Consider the following 23,707-nt stretch of genomic DNA (forward strand, 5'->3'; position numbering starts at 1 on the left):
GCCTACTCCCCCTGACGCTGCGATACGCCCGCCAGGAACGCGGCGTCGGACACGCGCACTGCCTCGGCATGCCCCGTGATAAAGCGCTTGCGCATGGGCGCCAGGAACACCTTGGCCGAGATCCCTGCCGCAATCGTCACCACCGCCGCCACCGAGAACACGGCTCCCCAGCCGCCATGCGCCGACAGGATCGATGCCAGCGGCACCACCATCGCCGCCGTGCCCTTCGCCGTGTACAGGGTGCCCGCATTGGCCGCCGCGAACTTGCTGCCGAAGGTATCGGCGCACAAGGCCGGGAAGATCGAGAAGATCTCGCCCCAGAACAGGAAGGTCAGCGCGGCGAAGAACATGAACCAGTACGGGTTGTGCCCCATCTGCATCAGCCCGAGCAGCGCCAGGCCCTCGCCGATGAAGATAACGAACATGGTGTTCTCGCGCCCGAACTTGTCAGACAGGAAGCCGCACAAGGGCCGCGTAAAGCCATTGCACATGTTGTCGATCGACAAGGTCATGGTCAGCAGCGGCAGCGTCATGCCCAGCATCGTCACCGGCATCGAGGCGAAGCCGAAGTCCTTAGCGATGGGCCCGAGCTGCGCCGTTGCCATGATCCCGCCCGCGGCCACGGCCACGAAGCAGACGTAGATCAGCCAGAACACCGGCGTCTTCACCATCTGCCCCGGCGAGAACTCGACTGGGTTGGTCAGCACCGCCTTGGCCGCCACCGCTCCTTTGGGCGCCTTGGGCTTCACCAGCAGCAGCGCCAGCACGAAGATGCACACGCCTTGCAGGATGCCGAAGGTCAGGAAGGCCTTTTCATAGCCCGAGCTCTGGATCATGTTGGCGATAGGGATCACCGTGATGGCCGAGCCGGCACCGAAACCCGCCGCCGTCAGCCCGGCTGCCAGGCCGCGCCTGTCCGGGAACCACTTCAGCGCGTTGCCGACGCAGGTCCCGTAGACGCCGCCCGCGCCGATGCCGGCAATCACCGCGGCCGCATACAGCTCCGGCAGCGTGGTCGCATAGGCATTCATCACCCATGCCAGCCCAGCACAGATTGCCCCGCCCGCCACTACCGGGCGCGGACCGAACTTGTCCACCAGCCAGCCTTCCAGCGGCACCAGCCAGGTTTCAGTCACGATAAAAATGGAAAATGCCACCTGGATAGCGGACGTGCCCCAGTGATGCTTGGCGTCCATCGGTGACACAAAAAGGGTCCAGCCGTACTGCAAGTTCGCCACCAGCCCCATGCACACCACACCGATTGCAAGCTGGATCCAACGGTTCTGCAGCCCGCGCCCGTTCACGTTGCCGTGACCGGCCGAGGCCGATGCTTCAAATTGCGCCATCTGTCTTGTCTCCTGGTACCGTTTGTTTGTGCCGCCTCGACGGGCACAACAGGGCTTTGTGGGTTGCCCTTCTCACAACTAGACCGGCGCCTGGCATTGCGGCACATGAAGTCGTGGATTGATGCTACCTGAAGCTTAATTTGACAGGTCTTAAAGTTTTTTATCGTATTTATTCACGATCATTTATATACGACTGAACTGGCATGAATCGCCTGGCGGGCTTCCATAGCGGCTCGTCTATGGTCCGGCGCCCGACCAAAGCTCCGTACAAGCAATAAAGCCACGGGCGCCCCGCGAGAGCAGGGGCGACCGTGGCTTGAACAAAGCGGAAACGGATCCGGGATGCTTACCTCAGGCCGGTGCTTCCTCCAACTGCCGCAGCAAGGCGTCGACACTGCCCTTGGCGTCGCCAAACCACATCCGCGTGTTGTCCTTGTAGAACAGCGGGTTGTCCACGCCGGCATAGCCCGCCGCCATGCTGCGCTTGGACACCACCACGGTGCGGGCCTTCCAGACCTCCAGCACCGGCATGCCGGCAATGGGGCTGCCTGGGTCTTCCAGCGCGCCGGGGTTGACGATGTCGTTGGCGCCTACCACCAGCACCACGTCGGCCTTCTCGAAGTCGTCGTTGATCTCTTCCATCTCCAGCACGATGTCGTACGGCACGCGCGCCTCGGCCAGCAGCACGTTCATGTGCCCGGGCAGGCGGCCCGCCACCGGGTGGATGCCGAAGCGCACGTTGACCCCCTGCGCCCGCAGTCGCCGCGCGATCTCGCTGATGGTGCCCTGGGCCTGCGCCACCGCCATGCCGTAGCCAGGCACGATGATCACGTCGCTGGCGTCCTTGAGCAGGTTGCCGACTTCCTCGCTGGACACCGGCAGCACCTCGCCCTGCTCGGTCGCCGCGCCCTGCGCCTGCACCGCGCCGAAGCCGCCCAGGATCACCGACAGGAACTTGCGGTTCATCGCCTTGCACATGATGTAGCTGAGGATGGCGCCGCTCGATCCCACCAGCGCGCCGGTGATGATCAGCAGGTCGTTGCCCAGCATGAAGCCGGTAGCCGCCGCGGCCCAGCCGGAGTAGCTGTTGAGCATCGACACCACCACCGGCATGTCGGCGCCGCCGATGGCCAGCACCAGGTGCGCGCCGACCAGCAGCGCAATCACCGTCATGGCCGCCAGCGGCACCAGCCCCTGCTGCGCGTCGGGCGCGCTCAGGAAGGCATAGCCCAGCCACACGCAAACCAGCAGCGCGATGGCATTCAAGGCATGCCGCCCGGGCAGCAGCATCGGCTTGCCGCCCATGGTGCCCTGCAGCTTCAGGAAGGCGATGATCGAGCCCGTGAACGTGACCGCGCCGATCAGGATGCCAAGGTAGGTTTCCACTTCATGGATGGCCTTCTCCGCGCCGGTGAGCGCATGGGTATCCAGGTAGTTGGCGTAGCCCACCAGCACCGCGGCCAGGCCGACGAAGCTGTGCAGCACCGCCACCAGCTGCGGCATCTGCGTCATTTCCACACGCTTGGCCAGCATGGCACCGGCGATACCGCCCACCAGCATCGCGCCGATGATGATGGCGATGCCGTCCGGGCTGCCCGCCAGCACGGTGGTCAGCACCGCGATCACCATGCCGGCGATGCCCAGCAGGTTGCCGCGGCGCGCGGTGCCGGGGTGGCTCAGCCCGCTCAGGCTGAGGATGAAGAGCGCACTGGCGCCCAGGTAAGCGATATTGCTGATTCCGGATGGCATCCCTGTCTCCCCGTCTCTAGTCCCGCTGGAACATCTTGAGCATGCGCTGCGTCACCAGGAAGCCGCCGGCGATATTGATGGTGGCCAACAGCACCGCGCAGCCGGCAATCACCGCCGTCACCAGCGATGGCTTGCCCAGCTGCACCAGCGCCCCCACCACGATGATCCCGCTGATGGCATTGGTCACGCTCATCAGCGGTGTATGCAGCGCGGCGGTGACGTTCCACACCACCTGGTAGCCGACAAAGATCGCCAGCACGAACACCGTGAAATGCGCCATGAAGGCCGGCGGCGCGACCGCGCCCAGGCCCAGCAGCGCAGCCGCCGCGATGGCCAGCGCGATCAGCGTCGCCCCGGTGCGGCTGCGCGGCGGCTCGGGCTCGGCCTGCACCGGCGGCGTTGCGGCCGGCGCCTGCTGCTGCGGGATCGCCACCGTCAGCGGCGGCGGTGGCCAGGTCACCGTGCCCTGGTGCAGCACCGTGGCGCCGCGGATCATCTCGTCGTCCATGTCGACCACGAGCTGGCCGTCCTTGCCCGGCGTCAGCTCCGTCAGCAGATGGCGGATATTGGTGCCATAGAGCTGGCTGGCCTGCGCGGCCATGCGGCTGGGCAGGTCGGTGTAGCCGATGATGGTGACGCCGTGTTGCCGCACCGCTTCGCCCGGCACGGTCAGCACGCAGTTGCCGCCCTGCTCCGCGGCCAGGTCGACCACCACGCTGCCGGCGCGCATCAGGCCCACCGTGCCGGCCTCAAGCAGCTTGGGCGCGGGCCTGCCCGGGATCAGCGCGGTGGTGATGATGATGTCGACCTCGCGCGCCTGTTCGGCAAAGAGACGCATCTCGGCCTCGATAAAGGCCGGGCTCATCTCCTTGGCATAGCCGCCGCCGCCGTTGCCGTCCTCTTCGATCTCGACGGTCAGGAACTCGGCGCCCAGGCTTTCGATCTGCTGGCGCACTACCGGCCGCGTATCGAAGGCGCGCACCACGGCCCCCAGGCTGCGCGCCGCGCCGATGGCCGCCAGCCCCGCCACGCCCGCGCCGATCACCAGCACGCGCGCCGGCGGGATCTTGCCCGCGGCCGTGATCTGCCCGGCAAAGGGCCGGCCAAACGCATGCGCGGCTTCGATCACCGCGCGGTAGCCCGCCATATTGGCCATCGAGCTGAGCGCGTCCAGCTTCTGCGCGCGCGAGATGCGCGGCACGCAGTCCATCGCCAGCACGGTTGCGCCACGCTGCGTCAGCCGCTCCAGCATCGCCATCTGCTGCGCCGGCCAGACAAAGCCGATCAGCGTGGCATGCTTCTTCAGCAGCGCCGCCTCCTCCACGCCCAGGCTGGGATGGACCTGCGGCGGGCGCACCTTGATCACCACGTCGACCGAGGCCCACAGGCTGGCCGCGTCGACAATGGCCGCACCGGCGGCGCTGTAGTCAGCGTCGGAGAACGACGCTTCCTGACCGGCCCCGGTCTCCACCACCACCTGGTAGCCCAGCTTGAGCAGTTCCCTGACCGAGTCGGGCGTGGCGGCAACGCGCCGTTCGCCCGGGTGGACTTCGCGTGGCACACCGATCGTCATTGGCATGGCATTCACCGTTTTATGGAAGGAATCAGGCGCCAGCTCAGCCGCGCACGTGGTTGACCAGCGAGCCGATGCCCGCGATCGCCACCTCGACCACCGCACCGTCCTTCATCGACCCCACGCCGATCGAGGTGCCGCACGCAATCACGTCGCCGGGCATCAGCGTCAGGTCCTGCGAGATCCGGCTGACCTGTTCCTCCGGCGAGAAGATCATGTCCGACAGCGGGTAGTTCTGCCGCTCCACGCCATCGAGCCGCGTGATGACGCTGGCGGCTTTCCAGTTGAAGCCGGAGACAATGGCCGGGCCGATGCAGCCGAAGGTGTCGAAGCCCTTGGCGCGTGTCCACTGCGGGAAGTTGGGGTCGGCCGTGATCAGCTCGGCCGCGGTCACGTCGTTGACGACGGTGTAGCCGAAGATATGCGCGCCGGCCTCTGCCACCGACACATTGCGCGCCTTGCTGCCGATCACGATGCCCAGCTCGCCCTCATAGACGATCTTGCCGTCGTAGCTCTTGGGGCGCAGCACAGCATCGCCCGGACCCGCCAGCGACGAAGCCGGCTTGATCAGGAACAGCGGGTGCGTGGGCACGGGCTTTTCCAGCTTGCGCGCGAGTGCGTGGAAGTTGTTCCACAGCGCCACCACCTTGCCCGGCGCACAGGGCGCGACCAGCGTCAGCGACGCGCGGTCATGCACGGCGCCGGTGGGGGCGGGGTCGTTGAAACCGTCGCCGTCATATTCGACGACACAGTTGCCATCGGCTTCGTCGATGCGGCCATGGCCGATGCTGCCGTCGGCGCGGCGAAAGCGAATCCAGGTTTGCACAGCATGCTCCTTGCGCAGGCAAAGGGAGGCCCTGCCTGCTCCAATGTCGGTTGCAGGATCTTGGAAGAAGTGGTGTCGCGGGCGGCGCGCGCCCGGAATCGTCATTCCCGCACAGGCCGGAATGACGTCAGGCTTGCGTCATACCGCGCCGGCCAGCTTCATCGCGGCGATCTGCGCGGGCGAGCGCCCCAGCCACTCGAGGATCTCTTCGGTATGCTCGCCCAGCAGCGGCGAACGCTCGATCTCCACCGGCGACGCCGAGAGCGTGATCGGGCAGCCCAGCTGCACGTAGCTGCCGCGCTGCGGGTGCTCCAGCTCCTTCAGGTAGCCGCGCTGGTACAGCGACTCGTCCTCGATCAGGTCTTTCATCGACAGGATCGGGCCGCACGGCACATCGACCTCGTTGAGCGCCGCCATCACGTCGAACTTGCTGCGGCCGCCGGTCCATTTCTCGATCACGGCAAAGCAGTCGGCCAGGTGCTTGAGGCGTGCCTCGGGCGTGGCGTAGTCCGGATTGGTGATCAGGTCCTCGCGCCCGCACAGGCGCATCAGCGGCTCCCAGCCCTGCGGCTGGATGATGACGTAGACATAGTCGTTGGGGCCGCCCGGCGCGCAGCGCAGCGCCGCGCCTGGCTGGCCGCCGCCCGAGGCATTGCCGGCGCGCGGCACGTGGTCGCCGAATTCTTCGTTCGGGTACTCGCGCAGCGGGCCGTTGGACAGGCGCTGCTGGTCGCGCAGCTTGACGCGGCACAGGTTCAGCACCGCGTCCTGCATCGCCACTTCCACGCGCTGGCCGCGGCCGGTGTGCTCGCGCTGCAGCAGCGCGGCCAGGATGCCGACCACGCAATGCACGCCCGTGCCGGAGTCGCCGATCTGCGCGCCGGTGACGGTAGGCACGCCCTCGGCATCGCCCGTGGTGGAGGCCGAACCGCCCATGCACTGCGCCACGTTCTCATACGCCTTGCAATCCGCGTACGGCCCCGGGCCGAAGCCCTTGATCGAGGCATAGACCAGCCGCGGGTTCAGGTCCTGCAGGTGGTCCCAGTCAAAGCCCGCGCGCTCCAGCACGCCCGGCCCGAAGTTCTCGATCAGCACGTCGCTGCGCTGGACCAGGTCTTCGAGCAGCGCCTTGCCTTCGGGCGTCTTCATGTTCAGCGTCAGGCTGCGCTTGTTGCTGTTGAGCATGGTGAAGTACAGGCTGTCGGCGTTGGGCACGTCGCGCAGCTGGCTGCGGGTAATGTCCCCGCGGCCGGGCATTTCCACCTTGATCACGTCCGCGCCCAGCCACGCCATCAGCTGCGTGGCCGAGGGGCCCGCCTGGACGTGGGTCATGTCCAGGATGCGAACGCCTTGCAGTGCCTTGGTTTCCATTTCGGATGTCTCCTCGGGCGATGGTTTCACTTGTATATGGTCTGGTTCTTGGTGCTCGGCGCGTACTCGCTCGGGTCCGTTCCGGCCCTCTTGATGACATACGGTATGTGATATATCAGAAGAGAGCAAGAGGAGTTTGCCCGATGCGACACAAATTTCGACGATGCAATGCAGCAATCGGCCGGTTTCGCCTGCTGGAAGTGGGAAACCCAGTGAAATCCCGAATCAGTCAGGCAGCAGCTTTTTCGCATTGATATATTACATACCATAGCGCGAAACGCTCGCCCGCTATCTGGAAGCGCACAAAAGCAAAACGGCGGACCCAGGTCCGCCGTTTTGCCGCCCTGCCCCGCCCGCCTTCAGTCGAGGAAGTCGCAGTGCCGTTCCACGTAGTCAGCCAGATCCAGCGAATGCTGCCGCACCAGCCGCTCGGCCAGCTCAGTATCGCGCTTCTCCAGCGCCTCGATGATGCGCAGATGGTCCACGATCGAACGCGCCGCCCGGTCACTCTGCGAGATCGTCATCTTCCGGATCGCCCGCACATGGATAAAGATATTGCGGATCGTGTCCATGATGATCTGCGACTTGGACAGCTGCACGATCGCCTGGTGGAACACGATATTGGCGTCGGAATACTCTTCGATATGCTCGGCCGGGGTGGAATCGCGGAAGCTGTCGAACATGCTGCGCAGCTGCGCGATCTCGGCATCGGTGGCGTTCTCGGTGGCCAGCCGCGCCGCCATGCTTTCCAGCGCGGCCCACATCTGGATCATCTCCACGATCTCGCGCTTGGTCTTGCGCATGATGTAGATGCCGCGCCGGGGCACGGTGCGCAGGAAGCCTTCCTGCTCCAGCAGCGTCATGGCTTCGCGGATGGGCGTGCGGCTGACACCCATGGCCTCGCTCAGCACCCGCTCATCGAGGCGGATCTCGTCGCGCGACTGGTAGATGTCAGCGTCGGCGATGGCCTGGCGCAACATGGCGTAGGCCTGGTCGCGCAGGCTCGCGCCGGCATTGATCGGTTGCACGGACAAGGCCAGCCCGTTGGGCTGGACGATGGATTGGCTTTGCGCAGACATGAATGAGCTCGTGTGAGACCAGCGGCAGGGTGGCCGGAATGGCTGCCCCCGCATTGCCGCACAGCTTAGCAAAAACGCCTGACCCATTACGAAAACGCATCAAACAATGCGTTGTTGTCATGCATCGGCACAGTAGCGGTGCGCGGTCTGTCGTATATGGTATATCACTATCGCCCTGCCTTTCTCGCTTCGCAAGCCTGGCTCACGCTACCTTGGCGCGCCTGGCGTGCGCCAGGGGATACCTGACCCGGCGGTATCCCCTGTTGCCAGCCGCGCTCAGGCGGCCAGCTTGGCCATCGTGTCGCGCTGCTTGATCAGCCCCAGCACGGCGTCGCACATCGGCGTGGGCTGCCCGACCAGGCGTCCCATTTCCTGCACCACGGTCAGCAGCGGGTCGATTTCCATGGCCCGCCCGGCCTCCAGGTCCTGCAGCATCGAGGTCTTGTGCGCGCCCACGGCACCGGCGCCGTCGATGCGCCGCTCCACGTCGACGCGGAATTTCACCCCGAAGCGCTCGGCGATGCCCTGCGCCTCCACCATCATCTGGCGCGACAGCGCCCGCGTGGCCGGGTCGGCGGTGATGACGTCGAGCGTGGCATGCGTGAGCGCGCTGATCGGGTTGAAGCACAGGTTGCCCCACAGCTTGAGCCAGATCTCGTCGCGGATGTTGTCGCGCACCGGGGCGTCCAGGTCGGCGGCCATCATCATCTCGCTGAGCCGGGTCACGCGCGCGGAGCGGCTGCCATCCGGCTCGCCCAGCGGAAACTTCTTGCCGTAGACATGCTTGATCACGCCGGGCGCAACGATCTCAGCCGCGGGATAGACCACGCAGCCGATGGCCCGCTCCGGCCCCAGGCCCTGCCACTGGCGCCCGCCGGGATCGACGCTTTCCAGCGTGCTGCCGGCCAGGTCGCCGCCATGCTTGTAGAAGTACCAGTACGGAATGCCGTTGACGCCGGTGACGACCGCGGTTTCCGGCCCCAGCAGCGGCTGCATCTGGTCCACCACGCCCGGTACGGAATGCGCCTTGAGGGTGATGAACACATAGTCCTGGTGCCCGAGCTCGCGCGGATCGCTGGTGCATCGCACCTTGGCCACGCGTTCTTCGCCGTCGATCAGCAGCCTGACGCCATGTTCCTGCATTACCGCGAGATGGGGGCCGCGCGCGACGAAGCTGACCTCCGCCCCCGCGCGCGCCAGTTGCGCCCCGACATAGCCGCCGATGGCGCCTGCGCCGTAGATACACACTTTCATTGCTGTCTCCTTGATGGCCCGATTTAGATCTTTGATATATCACATACTATATTCCATGGAGGCGCAAGGCAACCGCGTCAAACAACCTTTATCTTTCCGGATCACACTGCGCGGGCAAGCGGCGCTGCGCTAACATGACGCCTGCATGTGCCCCGGGCGGACCACCGTCCGGCGCCGACCTGCAACCTGACACCCGGAGCCCTCATGGAAGCGTCGTTGGCATTGCTGCAGGACCCCGCCGCGTGGGCGGCACTGGCCACCCTGGTGGCCATGGAAATCGTGCTGGGGATCGACAACCTGATCTTCATCTCGATCCTGACCAACAAGCTGCCTGAAGCCATGCGCGAGAAAGCGCGCAAGATCGGCATCAGCCTGGCGCTGGTGATGCGCCTGGGCTTGCTGGCCACCATCGCCTTCATCGTCAAGCTCACCGAGCCGGTGTTCACCATCCTGGGCCAGGGGCTGTCGTGGCGCGACATGATCCTGATTGCGGGCGGCGCCTTCCTGGTCTGGAAGGCCACGCGCGAAATCCACCACCATGTCTCCGCCGGCGAAGAAGGCGAGGAAAACGGCACGGCCAAGGCGGTGCAGAGCTTCGCCTCGGCCATCGGCCAGATCCTGGTGCTGGACCTGGTGTTTTCGATCGACAGCATCATCACCGCGGTCGGCATGACCGAGCATGTGCAGATCATGTTCGTGGCGGTGATCGCCGCGGTGATGGCAATGCTGTTCGCGGCCACGCCGCTGGCCAACTTCATCAACCGCAACCCGACCATCGTGATGCTGGCACTGGCCTTCCTGATGATGATCGGCATGACGCTGGTCGCGGAGGGCCTCGGCACCCATGTGCCCAAGGGCTATATCTATACGGCGATGGCGTTCTCGGCCGCGGTCGAGGGGCTGAACATGCTGGCGCGGCAACGGCGACAGCGGCGCCGGGCCGGCGGGCAGGCGCACTGATGTGCGGCGGCGGCCGCTTGCAGCCGGGCTGCAGGCGGCCGCCTGTAACAGAGGGTGTCCGAACTTTTCGCGGACGGCGGCGTCTCTTACAGTTCTGCACAACCCCGGACAATAAAAGGACGCTTTCGCCACATGATGAACCGCCGAACCCTGCTGGTCTCCGCCACTGCCTCCGCCGCGCTCGCCGCACTGGGCATTACCCCGTCGGTGCTGGCAGCCAGCCGGATCAAGCTCGGCGACGCCCAGCCATTCGGTTTCGACGCCCTGATCGAACGCGCCCGCGCGCTGGCCGGCAAGCCCTACGCGCCGCCGCCGTCGCCGCCCGCGGACGTGCTGTCCCGCATCGACTACGACGCCCACGGCAAGATCCGCTTCCGCACCGACGACGCGCTCTTTGCCAGTGGCCCCGGCCAGTTCCCGGTCACCTTCTTCCACCTCGGCACGTACTTCCGCACGCCAGTGCGCATGCACGTGATCGAGCGCGCCAAGGGCGGCCTCGGCAAGGCCCGCGAGATCGTCTACGACGACGCCTACTTCGACATGCCGGCCGACAGCCCCGCGCACAAGCTGCCGCCGGGCAGCGGCTTTGCCGGCTTCCGCTTCCAGGAAAGCCGCCTCGGCGACCAGAAGACGCGCGACTGGCGCAAGAACGACTGGGTTGCCTTCCTCGGCGCATCGTATTTCCGCGCCATCGGCGACCTGTACCAGTACGGGCTGTCCGCGCGCGGCGTTGCCATCGACGTGGCCGAAGCCGGCAAGTCCGAGGAATTCCCGGCCTTCACCCATTTCTGGTTCGAGACGCCCGAGGGCAACGGCGATACCGTCACGGTCTATGCCCTGCTGGATGGCCCCAGCATCGCCGGCGCCTACCGCTTCGTCATGCAGCGTGGCAAGGCCGTGATCATGGATGTGGAATGCGCGCTGTTCCTGCGCAAGGATGTGGGCCGGCTGGGGCTGGCGCCGCTGACCTCGATGTTCTGGTTCTCTGAAGGCATCAAGGGCACCGCCGTCGACTGGCGCCCGGAGGTGCACGATTCCGACGGCCTGGCGCTGTGGAACGGCGCCGGCGAGCATATCTGGCGCCCGCTGAACAACCCGCCGCAGACCACGGCCTCGGCGTTTTCCGACGATAACCCGAAGGGCTTCGGGCTGCTGCAGCGCGACCGCCTGTTCGACCACTACCAGGACGGCGTCAACTATGAGCGCCGCCCGAGCCTGTGGGTCGAGCCGCGCGACGGCTGGGGCGCCGGTTCGGTGCAGCTGGTTGAGCTGCGCACTGATGACGAGATCCACGACAACATCGTCGCCATGTGGGTGCCCAAGGCCCCGGCCAAGGCCGGCAGCACCTACCGCCTGCGCTACCGGCTGCACTGGCAGGCCGACGAGCCGTTTCCCTCGCCGCTGGCGCGCTGCGTGGCCACGCGCCTCGGCAATGGCGGCCAGCCGGGCCAGCCGCGGCCCAAAGGCGTGCGCAAGTTCATGGTCGAGTTCAAGGGCGCGTCGCTGGAGAAACTGCCCTTCGGCGTCAAACCCGAAGCCGTGCTGACCGCCTCGCGCGGCACCTTCTCATACGTCTTCACCGAGGCCGTGCCCAACGGCGTGCCGGGCCACTGGCGTGCCCAGTTCGACCTCACCACCGACGGCAACCAGCCGGTCGATATCCGCCTGTTCCTGAGGCTGAACGGCAAGCCGCTGTCGGAGACCTGGCTCTATCAATACCACCCGTTCCAGTCGCCGGCGGGCTGAGGCGCCCGGCCCGGCCGCGCGCCGGGCCCTTTACACCATATTGCGTCGCCGTGATGTCAGGCGCGCACGAGCGGGTATGATGGCTGGCTACGACAGTCCAACTGCATCAGCCAGCCTCACATGATTTCTCAAGAGTTCGCCGGCGCCGCCGAGAGTGGCCAGGCCGCATCGCTCCCGCGCTCAGAGCGCGCCTACCAGCAACTGCGCGCCGCCATCCAGGCCGGCCAGCTGCCCCCCGGCACGCGGCTGCGCGAGGTGGAACTGGCCGAATCCCTGGGCCTGTCGCGCACGCCGGTGCGTGAAGCGCTGTCGCGGCTGGAATCCGAAGGGCTGGTCGTCAACGAGCCCAACCGCGGCATGATGGTCACCCAGCTCGACGCCAGCATGGTCAGCGAGCTGTACGTGATGCGCGAAGTGCTGGAAGGCACCGCCGCCGCGCTGGCCGCGCGCCACGCCACCGACGTGGAGATCTCGCTGCTGCGCGATATCGTCGAGCGTGACCTGGCCATTGCCGACGACCCCGACCGGCTCGCGCTGAACAACCGGCTCTTCCACGAAACCCTGCACCGCTGCGCCCACAACCGCTACCTGCTGAAGACGCTGCGCTCGCTGCATGAGTCGATGGCACTGCTGGGACGCACCACGCTGGCGGTGCCGGGGCGCGCGCGCAGCTCCTACGAAGAACACATCTCGCTGGTCGAGGCGCTGGAAAAGCGCAACCCGGCACTGGCCGAGCAGATCGCGCGCCGGCATATCCAGCAGGCCTACAAGGTGCGGCTGTCGCTCTGGATCCAGGAACAGTCGGGCTGCTGAGCTGCCCGGCAGCAGTCGGCAGTATCAGGCCGGCTGGGCGCGCGCCGTGTGCAGCGTGCCCAGGCTAAGCACGGCCAGCGCCACCAGGATCAGCATCACGGCACCCAGCGTCTGCGGGGCGATCTGCTCGCCGCCCAGCCACGCGCCCATCGCCAGCGCCACCGGCGGGTTCACATAGACATAGCTGGCCGACAACGTCTGGCTGACCGTGGACACCAGGTACATATAGGCAGAGAACGCCACCAGCGACCCCGCCACCACCAGGTAGACCCAGGCCCAGCCGGCCTGCGCGCTGATCGATGCCGGCCACGGCTCCTGCCGCAGCGCCGACAGCACCATCAGCACCGCGCCGCCGATCAGCATCTCCGCGGCAAATGCCGAGGCGCCCTGGGGCAGTTCCAGCCGGCGCGCCAGCTGCGAGCCGAACGACCAGCTCGCCACTGCCAGCATCAGCGCCACCACGCCCCCGGTACTGATGCGGAATTCCGCGCCCGCGGTCAGCACCAGGATGCCCAGGCTGCCGATCGCGATCGCCACGTACTCAAACCATTTCGGCCGGTTGCCGAAGCAGGCACCCCAGATCAGCGCGAAGATCGGCATCGATCCGATCATCACCGTGGTGGCACCGGACGAAATCGTCTGCTCGGCAATCGCGGTCAAACCCATGCCGCCCACCAGCAGGAACAGCGCCGGCACCGCGCAGTTGCGCAACAGCCGCCACGACGGCATCGGCGTGCCCCGCCACGCCAGCCAGGCGGCCAGCAGCAGCCCCGCGCACAGGAAGCGCGTGCCCATCATGAACAGCGGCGGAAAGCTCTCCAGCGTAAAGCGGATCGCCAGGTAGGTCGTGCCCCAGACCACATAGGTGATCAGCAGGCACAGCAGGACAAGCGGGGGCATGGTCGGGAAGGCGTGATGCGAAGGCATTCACGATAGCCCCCTGCCACGTCCCGGCCAAACGAAAAGGTCTGGCAAGCCTTGCGAAAGTTATTCACAAAGCACGCAAAATGCCGTGGGCAAAACAAAACCGGCCGCGTCTGCCCGGGCGGGCGCACGTATGGCCGGTTCTACAACGCAGCCCGCAACGGGCCGCAACTACTATGCTGCAAACAACACTTTAGCCGTTGGCGTAGACCACCTTGGCCTTGCGGGCCTGGGTCTGCAGGCGCTCGATCGCGCTCTGGACGAAGGCGATGGCGCGCTTCACGTCGTGGGCGAAGCCCAGGCTTTGCGTACCGAGTTCACGGTCGATCAGGTCGCGTTCGAGTTGGTCAGTCAGCTTGATATCGGATTGGGTGTTCATGGCGTCCTTCCTTTCGGGATTACCCTTATGGGGTTTTCCCTGATTGTAGCAGAGGAATTGTCGCAATGCAGCATTAGGTGAAAGTACGTATGTGGGGGCGCAACGGCTTGTTTGGCGATGTCACCGAAATCTTGCCGGTCGGCAGCGTTATGCTTGAATCCATTCAGGGCAACGATATGCCTTGTCGACGCACAATAAGAGCACCTTGAATCACCCAACCTCCTCTCCGGAACCGGTACCGGAGCCGTCCCGTGAGTTCCCGTTCGCTATTCAAAAACGGATGCCGGTATGCCAAGGCCCCAGATCCTGACCTATGTCGACGCCGGCGCTTCCGACTGGACCGCATGCCTGATGCGGACCATCGGGCACCAACTCCATGCCAGCACCTACGAGATCCGTGCGGTGATGGCAGACGACATCCGGCACGACGCCACGCTGTTCGATGGGGCGGTGCTGTTTGTCATGCCGGGGGGCGCCGACCTTCCCTACTGTGCAATGCTGAACGGTGCCCCGAACGTGCGCATCCGGCATTTCGTCGAGCAGGGCGGCGTCTACCTCGGGATTTGCGCGGGCGCTTACTACGCATGTCGGGAACTGGCGTTCCACGCCGGCACCAGGGGCGCAATCTGCGGCCCGCGCGAACTGTGCTTTGTCGACGCGGTGGCAGTGGGCTCGCTGCCAGAACTTACTGACGGCATGCTGTATGACGGCACGCCGCGTACCACGGCCGCGGTGAAACTGCGGACCACGGACAGCCTGACCGATGTCCCGATGTCGCTATACACCCACTACCATGGCGGCTGCCGCTTTGACTTCGGCGACGCCCCCGGCCCCGACACGCAGGTCCTGGCCGTCTATGCGGATATCGATGGCACGCCGCCCGCCATCGTCAGTTCACGGGTTGGCAAGGGCCGCGCGGTGCTCGCCGGGGTCCACCTGGAGATCTCCGAGCGGGAGTGCAAGGATGCGCTGCGCGGACACAGCGATATGCCTGAACACCTCCATGTCTGCGACCGGCTGGCGGAGACCGGCGATACACGCCTGGCGGTGTTTCGCCGCTTGCTGGCGCACGCGGGGCTTGCGCTGAACTGAGCGGCGCGCCCTACCCTTTGGCCGGCATTCTTAGTGAATTCACACAATGTTGACCAGCCGCGTCCCCGCCGTCAGGAACGTGCCTGCGGCCGCCTGCCACGTTACGCGGCCGCCGCGATGAGCATGGACTTGCATCTCCATCTTCATGGCTTCCATCACGGCGATCAAATCGCCTTCCTTGACCTCGTCGCCAACTGCGACCTTCCAGGTCTGCACGGTGCCGGCGATCGGGGACGGCAGGTCGGCCGGGTCGGTAGCGGCGGCCTGGGCCGGCGCCGCGGCGCCGGCTTGCCCGGGCGCGTCGGCGAGGCCGCGTAGCAACTGCGCCGGCAGGCCCAGCACCATGCGGCGGCCGTCGATCTCGATGGCGGTGCGCAGCAGGCTGGCATCGTGCTGGGGCTCGGCACGGGTGGCCGCCGCCAGCGGTTCGGCGAAGTCGGACTCGATCCAGCGCGTGTGGACCCTGAAGCCATCCGCGCCGAGGAAATCTGCGTGGTCGATCACCGCACGGTGGAACGGCAGCACCGACGCCACACCCTCGATACGGAACTCGCGCAGCGCACGGCGCGCGCGCGCCAGCGCCTGTTCGCGCGTGGCACCGGTCACGATGAGCTTGGCCATCAGCGAGTCGAATGTGCCGGGGACCACCGAGCCCGACTGCACACCCGAGTCCACGCGCACGCCGGGGCCCGACGGCGCATCGAAGCGCAGCACCGGCCCGGGCGTGGGCAGGAAGCCGCGGCCCACGTCCTCGGCGTTGATGCGGAACTCGATTGAATGGCCCAGCGGCGCCGGGGTTTCGGTAATGGAGAGCGGCAAGCCATCCGCCACGCGCAATTGCTCGACTACCAGATCCACGCCGGTGGTCTGCTCGGTCACGGGGTGCTCCACCTGCAGGCGGGTGTTGACCTCCAGGAAGGAGATCGCGCCGCTGGCGCTGAGCAGGAATTCCACGGTGCCGGCACTGGTGTAGTTGGCCGCCGCGCAGATGTCGCGGGCGGCGGCATGGATGCGCGCGCGCTGCGCGTCGGTCAGGAACGGCGCGGGGGCTTCTTCGACCAGCTTCTGGTTGCGGCGCTGCAGTGAGCAGTCGCGCGTGCCCAGCACCACGACATTGCCATGCTGGTCGGCCAGTACCTGCGCTTCGATATGGCGGGGCTTGTCGAGGAACTGCTCAACGAAGCATTCGCCGCGGCCAAATGCAGTGACAGCCTCGCGCACGGCGGAGGCGTACAGCTCTTCAACCTCATCCATGCGCCATGCGATCTTCATGCCGCGGCCGCCGCCGCCGAAGGCTGCCTTGATGATAATCGGCAGGCCGTTCTGCTCGGCAAAGGCCAGTACCTCGCTGGCGTCCACGACCGGGTCGGGCGTGCCGGCGACCAGCGGGGCACCGACTTGCAAGGCGATCTTGCGCGCTTCCACCTTGTCGCCCAGCCGGGCAATCGTGGCGGGAGACGGGCCAATCCAGACCAGGCCGGCATCGATCACTGCCTTGGCAAAGGCTTCACTTTCCGACAGGAAGCCGTAGCCTGGATGCACGGCATCTGCCCCGCTGCGTCGGGCGATATCGAGCAGCTTGGGAATGTTCAGGTAGGTGTCGGCCGGACGGTCGCCGTCCAGGCCGTAGGCCTCGTCGGCCAGCCGCGCGTGCAGCGCGTCGATATCAGCATTGGCATACACGGCCACCGACCCGACTCCGTAGTCGGCACAGGCGCGGATGATGCGGACGGCAATCTCGCCACGGTTGGCAATCAGGACTTTCTTCATCGCAATTCTCGGTTGGGGCTTGTGCGCTCAGGCGGCAGACGGTCGCTGCGCCGACGGTTGCAGTTCTGACGGTTGAAGTTCTTCGAAGGCGCCGACCGGGTTGAAACGCAGCCAGGCGCCAACCGGAACCTGTCCGGCGCGGTCCAGGTGGTAAGGAGCCACGGCCCCGATCACGGGGTAGCCGCCGGTCAGCGGGTGGTCAGCCAGGAACAGCACGGGTTGGCCGCTTGGCGGCACCTGCAACGCACCCAGGGCGGTGCCCTCGCTGGGCAGCTCACCGGTGATGGCACGCTCCAGCGGCACCTCGCCGGCCAGGCGCAGGCCCACGCGGTTGGATTGTGGGGTGACTTGCCAGCGCTGCGCGGCAAGGCGCGCCACGGACTCGGCAGTGAACCAGTCGGTGCGGGGACCGAGCACCACATCCAGCACGACGTCCTGCTCCACCGTGGGCAGGTCGGCGGCAGGCAACCCGGGGGTGCCCACCACGGCGCCGGCCGGTGCGGGCAGCAGGTCCAGCACATCGCCCACGGCCAGCGGCGCGGGGCCGACCTTGGCCAGGGTGTCAGTAGCACAACTGCCCAGGACCGGCGCGACGGCAAACCCGCCGCGTGCAGCCACATAGCTCCGGGCGCCGGCAAGAGGCTGACTGATGCTTAGCGTGTCGCCATCGGCCAGCGCCACGGCCTGGTGGTTCGGGACGCTCCATTGGCGGCCATCGGCAGTGCGCACCATCAGCGCCGCATCGGCGCCGGTGACAGCCAGCACGGTTTCGCCCACGCTCTGCAGTTGCAGGCCGCCGCCCACGGTTTCGAGCGCCGCGCCGTCGCTGCGGTTGCCGACCAGGCGGTTGGCCATCTTGAGGGCGGCCTGGTCCATCGCACCCGAGGCCGAGACGCCCTGCCCCGCCTGGCCGTGCCGGCCCAGGTCCTGGAACACGGTCTGCAGCCCGGTGGCCTTCACCTTGAGCGTGGCGGCAGCAGGCGCCTTGTCCGTCGGCAACGGCTGGCGCGCCGGGGCGCCGGGGGCGATGCCGCTGCCCGCATCGAGCACGCCATCGAGCGTGGCGATGTCGATGAACTGCACGCGATAGCCGGGCTGCAGCAGCGCAGGCTGTTCGCGATTCAGGTCCCACATGGCCACGGGGGTGACCCCGATGATCTGCCAGCCGCCCGGGCTGGCTTGCGGGTACACGCCGCTGAAGGTGCCCGCCAGGCCCACGGCGCCGGCGGGAATACGCGTGCGCGGCGTACTGCGGCGCGGCACGTCAAAGCTGGGATGGCCGCCGCTGAGATAGGCAAAGCCTGGCGCAAAGCCGGTAAAGGCAACGGTGTATTCGCTGCCGGTGTGGCGGCGCACCACTTCTTCGGGCGTGATGCCAAGCAGCTGGGCCACCTCGGCCAGGTCCTCGCCGTCATAGCGCACCGGAATCTCGACCAGGATGTTGCTGCGCTCGACGCGCTGCGACAGGTCGCGCGCGGCGATGGCCGATACCAGCGCGGCGGCGCTGGTGGCCAATGGGCGGAAGTGAACGAGGATGGTGCGCGCGGCGGGCACCAGCTCCGCCACGCCGTGCAGGGGATCGCGCTGCAGCGAGGCCAGCAAGGCCAGCGTCTGGTCCAGGTCGGCCAGTTCCAACAGCAGTGCATTCGAAGTGACGGGCAGAAAACGCAAAACGAGCTCCGCAATGACCCGGGGGTCCTAGACGTGATACGTGCTGTCTGGCACGTCGGTAATGAACATGTGGCCCGGCGCATGCGTCACGGCGAACGGCACGCCTGACGCCATCACGGCCGCCTGGGGCGTGACGCCGCAAGCCCAGAACACCGGGATCTCGCCCGGCTCGATACGCACGGCGTCACCAAAGTCAGGCCTGCCGAGGTCGGCAATGCCCAGCGCGGCCGGATCACCGACATGGACGGGCGAGCCGTGCACCGACGGGAAGCGTCCGCTGATGGAAACCGCATCGGCAACCCGATGCGCAGGGATGGGCCGCATGGACACGACCATCTCGCCATGCAGGCGGCCAGCCGGGCGACACTGGCGGTTGGTGCGGTACATCGGCACGTTGGAACCGTCGGCGATATGCCGCACCTCGATGCCTGCCTCTTGCAGCGGCGTCTCGAAGGTGAAGCTGCAGCCGATCAGGAAGGTGACCAGGTCCGGATGCTCAGTCCACAGGGAGGTGGCATCCGCCACCTCCTCCACCAGCTTGCCGTCGCGCCACACGCGATACAGCGGGATGTCGGTGCGGATATCCGCCCCTTCGGCCAGCACGGTCTGCTGTGCACCCGCTTCGATCACGTCGAGCACGGGACAGGCCTTGGGGTTGCGTTGCGCGTACAGCAGGAAGTCCCAGGCCCAGTCGCGCGGCAACGCGATCATGTTGGCTTGGGTCATCCCCGGTGCAATGCCGGCGGTAGGCTGTACGGTGCCGGCACGGTAGCTTGCGCGCGCTTCGCGCGCGGCGTTCACGGCGGCGATGCGGGCGCATTCCAGTGCGGAATCTTGCATGAGTGTTGCTCCGGTGTCTTGGATCAGGCGAACGCGCGAATCTTTACGCCGTCGCGCTCCAGGGCCTCGCGCACGGCGCGCGCCATTTCCAGCGCGCCGTCGCTGTCGCCATGCACGCAGATCGATTGCGCCTCCACGCGAGCCACGCTGCCGTCGATGGCCTGTACCGTGCCTTCACGCACCAGGCGCAGCATGCGTTGCGCCACTTCCGCGGCATCGTGCAGGATCGCGCCTTTTTCCCGGCGCGACACCAGCGTGCCCCCCGGCGTGTAGGCGCGATCGGCAAACGCCTCGGCAATGACGCGCAAGCCGGCCTCGCGCGCCCAGCCCACCAGCGGCGAGCCGGCCAGCGCGACCAGCGCCAGGCCGGGATCGACTGCGCGGATGCCGCTGATCACGTCGCGCGCCTGGCGTTCGTCACTGGCGATGGTGTTGTAGAGCGCGCCGTGCGGCTTGACATAGCGCACCGTGGTGCCGACCGTCGCCGCCATCCCGCTCAGCGCACTGATCTGGTAGATCACGTCGGCCACCAGGTCCGCACTGGCCATGTCCATGTTGCGGCGGCCGAAGCCTTGCAGGTCGGGGTAGGAAACATGGGCGCCCACCGCGACGCCGCGGGCCGCGGCAGCCTTGAGCGTGTGCAGGATGCCGGCCGGATCGCCCGCATGGAAGCCGCAGGCCACGTTGGCGCTGCTGACGATGTCCAGCATGGCGGCATCGTTGCCCATGCTCCATGCGCCGAAGCTCTCGTCGAGATCGCTGTTGAGGTCGATTTGCATAGTGTCAGGTCTGCAGTGCGCGGAGGTCTGGCCGTGTTGGCGGGTGATCAATGCACAGCCTCGGCCCCGGCTTCGGCGTGCAGTTCGCGCCCTTGCGTTTCTGGCAACAGCAGGCAGGCGATGACGACCAGCCCATAGGCGCCGGCGGCGAGATAGCCGATGGCAACACCCAGCGACATCGATGCGCTCATATGCCCGATCATGGCCGGGAATATGGAACCGACCGCACGGCCAAAGTTGTAGCAGAAGCCCTGGCCGGAGCCGCGGATATGGCTCGGATACAGCTCCGTCAGGTACGCCCCCATCCCCGAGAAGATGCCGGACAGGAAGAAACCCAGGGGGAAACCCAGCACCAGCATCGCAGCGTCGGTGATCGGCAACTGCGTATAGCAGATCACGAGGAAGGCCGCGCTCACCGCAAACAGCATGAAGCAACGCCGGCGCCCCAGGTGGTCGGATAGCCAGGCGCTGGTCAGGTAGCCGGCGAAAGACCCGGCGATCAGCACCATCAGGTAGCCGCTGGTGTTGAGCACGGAGAGATTGCGCTCCATCTTGAGGTAGGTGGGCAGCCAGGTCGTCACCGAATAGTAGGCACCTTGCATGCCGGTCGCCAGCAGGCTTGCCAGCACCGTCACGCGCAGCACGCCTGGCTTGAAGATCAGCATGAAGTTATTGCTTTGGCCGGTGCGGGCCAGCTTGGCCCTGGTTTCCTGATACACCTCGGGCTCGGAGATATTGCGGCGGATATACAGGATAAAGATCGCCGGCAGCACGCCGGCCCAGAACAGCACGCGCCATGCGTATTGCTGCTCGAACACGGCATAGACCGCCCAGAATGCAATCGCCGACAGGCCCCAGCCGATGGCCCAGCTGCTTTGCACCAGTCCGACCGCCTTGCCGCGGTGGCGGGCCCGGATCATCTCGGCGATCAGCAAGGAACCGACTGACCATTCACCGCCAAAGCCCAGGCCTTGCAGCATGCGGGTCAAGAACAGTTGCTCGGGGGACTGGGTGAAGCCGCTCAGGAACGTAAAGAAACTGAACCAGAGCACGGTCAGCTGCAGGATCCGCACGCGGCCATATTTGTCGGCCAGGATACCGGCCAGCCAGCCGCCGATGGCCGAGCTGATGAGCGCGCCCGTCGCGATGTAGCCCGCCTCTGCCTTGGTCATGCCCCACACCAGGATGAAGGTGGGGATCATGAAGGTGTAGATCATGTAGTCGAATGCATCGACCCCATAGCCGACGAAGGCGGCAAAGAGCGTCTTGCGCTCTGCTTGGTTTGTTTCTTTAAGCCACATGGTTGCGCTCACTATGGATAAGGACAAAGCGTGGACAAAGCTCGTCGCGCTGTCTTCACGACGATGTTCCGGAAGCGAGCAAGACCGCTATTCAGCGGCCCTGCACCCCAACCGCTGTTTAGCAAAACACATGCCATGTTCATTTATCTGCACGTATGACTCAACCACCTTGCATTATTGTTGAACAATATTGGTTGCTGTTCGATCGTGGTATACACCTAAGTCACGTTTGCAGGGCACCATTCGCACCAATCTTGTGCCTATTGTTCAACAAAGTGAGATAACATCCCCGCACGGGGCATGCCGGAACCTGTCGCCCCGACGCAAGCCAACATGACATCCAGTACTGACGTAAGAAATCTGGCCGAGCGGGTCACGGAGCAGATTCGCCAGCGCATCGTGCATGGCGAATTCGCGCCCGGGCAGCGCTTGTCGGAAGCCGCGCTTAGCGAGAGCCTGCAGATCTCGCGCAATACCTTGCGCGAGACCTTTCGCGTGCTGACCAAGGAAGGCCTGCTCAAGCACGAACCCAACCGCGGGGTATCCGTGGCTATTCCCAGCATCGCGGCCATCATCGACATCTATCGCGTGCGCCGCATGATCGAGTGCCAGGCCATCGCCCAGGCCTACCCCAGCCATCCGGCCAGGAAGCACCTGCGCGAAGCGGTGGAAATGGGACTGCGCTGCCGCGACAGCGGCGACTGGCAAGGCGCGGGCACCGCCAATATGGAGTTCCATATGGCCATCGTGGAACTGGCCGACAGCGAGCGGCTGAACGTGATGTTCTCCCACCTGCTCGCCGAGCTGCGCCTGGCTTTCGGCATGCTGCAGGATCCGGAATTCCTGCATGGCCCATATGTCGAGATGAACCAGCACATCCTGCAGTTGTTCGAGTCGGGCAAGCTCGCAGAGTGTGCTGCAGCCCTTAACGACTACCTGGCGCAGTCCGAGCGCATCGTGCTGTCGGTTTGCGCCCGGCACCCGATTTTCAAGGGGCGTTGAACGCCGGTGCAGCGTATCCATGCGTAGCTGCTGCGCGCCAAGCCCCGATGGCCACAGCCTGCTCAAGATGCGGAGCTATGCATTGTCGGTAAGGCGATAGTGTCCTCACTTCACGGCAAGCGTAAACGGCAGTAGCAGCGCATTCACAAGCAGCAAGCCATAGACCACCACCACCGCCGCCGGGATGGCGAAACGCGTCCGATCCTGTGCGCGCGCGGCACGGCGCGTCCACAGGAAACCCGCGCCCATCACGACAAGTCCGGAAAGCAGGCTTTCCACGGCAAGGGCTGCCGGATAGGACTTGGCCGGGCTGCTGTTCTTGTTCTCGGCAACGGGAGGCGCTGTGGTGGCTTGCCAGACAGGCAGCGCTTCGACAGCGGGAGCCGTCGGCCGTGTTGGTTCGACGGGTTCCGGTCCGGCCGACATGGCAAGCGGCACTGCCGGCGGCGGCTCTTCTGGCACGCGCTGCGTCGGCTCAGGGATCTGCGTTGAGGCCTGTGGGGCCTGTGGGGCCGGTGCGGAAGCCGCCGCAGGCGGCGGTGCCGCCTCCTGGCTGGCCGGGGTCGACCTGGCCGTTGCAGCCTGATTCGCGGAGTCGGACCGACCCGGTGCGATTCGCATCGAATCCCGCTCCCGCCAGAATTTCGCGAACATGCTTTCCAGGCAGCGTACCGAGTCGCAGGCATCGCGCCGGCTGCGCCACGCCGCGATGTCCGAGTCCAGGATCCTGCCCTTGCGCAGCATCCTCTGCTGCTCGGCGTAGATGCGCTCGTAGCGCTCTGACAGCCTGGAGGAATCGCAGATCAGGTGCCGCGGGCGCACCCGCGGGCCGGCCTCGTCCGTCGCAAGGTTGCATCTCACCCCGGAGCCATCCGGGTTGTTGCAGCGGACAGGGGATTCGCGCGCAGTTGGTTTGCAGACGATGTCAGAGGCCCACGCGCCGCTTGCGGCGAAAAGGCCCGCTGCTAGTCCCACGGAAACGATCGTGGCCAGGCGCCCTGTGATCCTCTTCATCATGATGCCCCATCGAAGCGGCCCAAGGCTTTCAAGCTAGTCGATAGTTGCCGGGTTTCCCAAGCACGCAATGCGGGGCGCGTGCGGTAAGCCACCTGGCCCCGCACCGACAGGCCCGGATGCGTCGCGCGATGAACAATGCATTGCGAAGCCGCAGCGACATTTCACGCTGCCGACTTTCATGGCATTCTCGATATCCTCCAATACAGCCTCGCCTT

20 protein-coding genes are annotated in these 23,707 nt (G+C 66.1%); 5 read left to right on the forward strand and 15 right to left on the reverse strand.

Going from position 1 to position 23,707, the window contains the following annotated elements; translation table 11 throughout:
- Positions 1 to 2 precede the first annotated feature (2 nt).
- The 7 genes from oxlT to ACW4E8_RS29855 all read right to left on the reverse strand — a co-directional run bounded on the left by oxlT (position 3) and on the right by ACW4E8_RS29855 (position 9,198).
- Entirely contained in the window at positions 3 to 1,346 is a 1,344-nt protein-coding gene (gene oxlT, locus ACW4E8_RS29825; protein WP_456807798.1) for an oxalate/formate MFS antiporter, read from the reverse strand.
- Between the two features lie 351 nt (positions 1,347 to 1,697).
- Positions 1,698 to 3,095 (reverse strand): Re/Si-specific NAD(P)(+) transhydrogenase subunit beta, encoded by a 1,398-nt coding sequence (gene pntB, locus ACW4E8_RS29830; RefSeq protein WP_456807799.1) that lies wholly within the window; start codon positions 3,093 to 3,095, stop codon positions 1,698 to 1,700.
- A gap of 16 nt (positions 3,096 to 3,111) precedes the next feature.
- Entirely contained in the window at positions 3,112 to 4,674 is a 1,563-nt protein-coding gene (locus ACW4E8_RS29835) for a Re/Si-specific NAD(P)(+) transhydrogenase subunit alpha (protein WP_456807800.1), read from the reverse strand.
- 37 nt (positions 4,675 to 4,711) lie between these two features.
- Positions 4,712 to 5,494, reverse strand: a complete 783-nt coding sequence (locus tag ACW4E8_RS29840; RefSeq protein ID WP_456807801.1) for a fumarylacetoacetate hydrolase family protein — start codon at positions 5,492 to 5,494, stop codon at positions 4,712 to 4,714.
- A gap of 138 nt (positions 5,495 to 5,632) precedes the next feature.
- Positions 5,633 to 6,865, reverse strand: a complete 1,233-nt coding sequence (gene frc, locus ACW4E8_RS29845; protein ID WP_035818879.1) for a formyl-CoA transferase — start codon at positions 6,863 to 6,865, stop codon at positions 5,633 to 5,635.
- 359 nt (positions 6,866 to 7,224) lie between these two features.
- Positions 7,225 to 7,944 (reverse strand): GntR family transcriptional regulator, encoded by a 720-nt coding sequence (locus tag ACW4E8_RS29850; RefSeq protein ID WP_456807802.1) that lies wholly within the window; start codon positions 7,942 to 7,944, stop codon positions 7,225 to 7,227.
- 276 nt (positions 7,945 to 8,220) lie between these two features.
- On the reverse strand, positions 8,221 to 9,198 hold the full coding sequence (locus ACW4E8_RS29855; protein WP_456807803.1) for a 2-dehydropantoate 2-reductase: 978 nt from the start codon (positions 9,196 to 9,198) through the stop codon (positions 8,221 to 8,223).
- A 204-nt stretch (positions 9,199 to 9,402) separates the two neighbouring features.
- Between ACW4E8_RS29855 and ACW4E8_RS29860 the strand changes: the two genes are divergently transcribed.
- From ACW4E8_RS29860 to ACW4E8_RS29870, 3 genes are all read left to right on the forward strand, one after another.
- A complete protein-coding gene (locus ACW4E8_RS29860) occupies positions 9,403 to 10,158 on the forward strand; it encodes a TerC family protein (protein WP_456807804.1) in 756 nt (251 codons plus the stop codon).
- A 132-nt stretch (positions 10,159 to 10,290) separates the two neighbouring features.
- Positions 10,291 to 11,904: a glucan biosynthesis protein gene (locus ACW4E8_RS29865; RefSeq protein WP_456807805.1), complete on the forward strand. Its 1,614-nt coding sequence runs from the start codon at positions 10,291 to 10,293 to the stop codon at positions 11,902 to 11,904.
- 120 nt (positions 11,905 to 12,024) lie between these two features.
- On the forward strand, positions 12,025 to 12,717 hold the full coding sequence (locus tag ACW4E8_RS29870) for a GntR family transcriptional regulator (RefSeq protein ID WP_456807806.1): 693 nt from the start codon (positions 12,025 to 12,027) through the stop codon (positions 12,715 to 12,717).
- Positions 12,718 to 12,741: 24 nt separating this feature from the next.
- On the opposite strand, the gene ACW4E8_RS29875 is transcribed toward ACW4E8_RS29870, so the two are convergent.
- Together ACW4E8_RS29875 and ACW4E8_RS29880 are read right to left on the reverse strand one after the other, a co-directional pair.
- Positions 12,742 to 13,617 carry an EamA family transporter gene (locus tag ACW4E8_RS29875; RefSeq protein WP_456807851.1) on the reverse strand — a complete coding sequence of 292 codons (876 nt, stop codon included), beginning with the start codon at positions 13,615 to 13,617 and terminating at the stop codon, positions 12,742 to 12,744.
- Between the two features lie 217 nt (positions 13,618 to 13,834).
- Complete coding sequence (locus ACW4E8_RS29880) at positions 13,835 to 14,020, reverse strand: hypothetical protein (protein WP_013953342.1); 186 nt, start codon at positions 14,018 to 14,020, stop codon at positions 13,835 to 13,837.
- A gap of 288 nt (positions 14,021 to 14,308) precedes the next feature.
- Here ACW4E8_RS29880 and ACW4E8_RS29885 point away from each other — a divergent pair, with 288 nt between their 5' ends.
- On the forward strand, positions 14,309 to 15,112 hold the full coding sequence (locus tag ACW4E8_RS29885) for a BPL-N domain-containing protein (RefSeq protein ID WP_456807807.1): 804 nt from the start codon (positions 14,309 to 14,311) through the stop codon (positions 15,110 to 15,112).
- Positions 15,113 to 15,151: 39 nt separating this feature from the next.
- On the opposite strand, the gene ACW4E8_RS29890 is transcribed toward ACW4E8_RS29885, so the two are convergent.
- Genes ACW4E8_RS29890 through ACW4E8_RS29910 form a run of 5 tightly spaced genes read right to left on the reverse strand, consistent with a single transcriptional unit; the run spans position 15,152 to position 21,473 of the window.
- Positions 15,152 to 16,882 (reverse strand): acetyl/propionyl/methylcrotonyl-CoA carboxylase subunit alpha, encoded by a 1,731-nt coding sequence (locus ACW4E8_RS29890; RefSeq protein WP_456807808.1) that lies wholly within the window; start codon positions 16,880 to 16,882, stop codon positions 15,152 to 15,154.
- 27 nt (positions 16,883 to 16,909) lie between these two features.
- Positions 16,910 to 18,553: a 5-oxoprolinase subunit PxpB gene (gene pxpB, locus ACW4E8_RS29895; protein WP_456807809.1), complete on the reverse strand. Its 1,644-nt coding sequence runs from the start codon at positions 18,551 to 18,553 to the stop codon at positions 16,910 to 16,912.
- Between the two features lie 27 nt (positions 18,554 to 18,580).
- Positions 18,581 to 19,393 (reverse strand): putative hydro-lyase, encoded by an 813-nt coding sequence (locus tag ACW4E8_RS29900; RefSeq protein ID WP_456807810.1) that lies wholly within the window; start codon positions 19,391 to 19,393, stop codon positions 18,581 to 18,583.
- Between the two features lie 23 nt (positions 19,394 to 19,416).
- Entirely contained in the window at positions 19,417 to 20,172 is a 756-nt protein-coding gene (locus tag ACW4E8_RS29905) for a LamB/YcsF family protein (protein WP_456807811.1), read from the reverse strand.
- 47 nt (positions 20,173 to 20,219) lie between these two features.
- Positions 20,220 to 21,473: an MFS transporter gene (locus tag ACW4E8_RS29910; protein ID WP_456807812.1), complete on the reverse strand. Its 1,254-nt coding sequence runs from the start codon at positions 21,471 to 21,473 to the stop codon at positions 20,220 to 20,222.
- A 333-nt stretch (positions 21,474 to 21,806) separates the two neighbouring features.
- On the opposite strand from ACW4E8_RS29910, the gene ACW4E8_RS29915 reads away from it, so the two are divergent.
- The gene (locus ACW4E8_RS29915) at positions 21,807 to 22,475 is read left to right on the forward strand and encodes a GntR family transcriptional regulator (protein ID WP_026200371.1); all 669 of its coding nucleotides are present in this window, start codon (positions 21,807 to 21,809) and stop codon (positions 22,473 to 22,475) included.
- 105 nt (positions 22,476 to 22,580) lie between these two features.
- On the opposite strand, the gene ACW4E8_RS29920 is transcribed toward ACW4E8_RS29915, so the two are convergent.
- Positions 22,581 to 23,492, reverse strand: coding sequence for a GntR family transcriptional regulator (locus tag ACW4E8_RS29920; protein ID WP_456807813.1), 912 nt, complete (start codon positions 23,490 to 23,492; stop codon positions 22,581 to 22,583).
- Between the last annotated feature and the right edge of the window lie 215 nt (positions 23,493 to 23,707).

It is taken from the genome of Cupriavidus sp. CP313 (assembly GCF_054072015.1).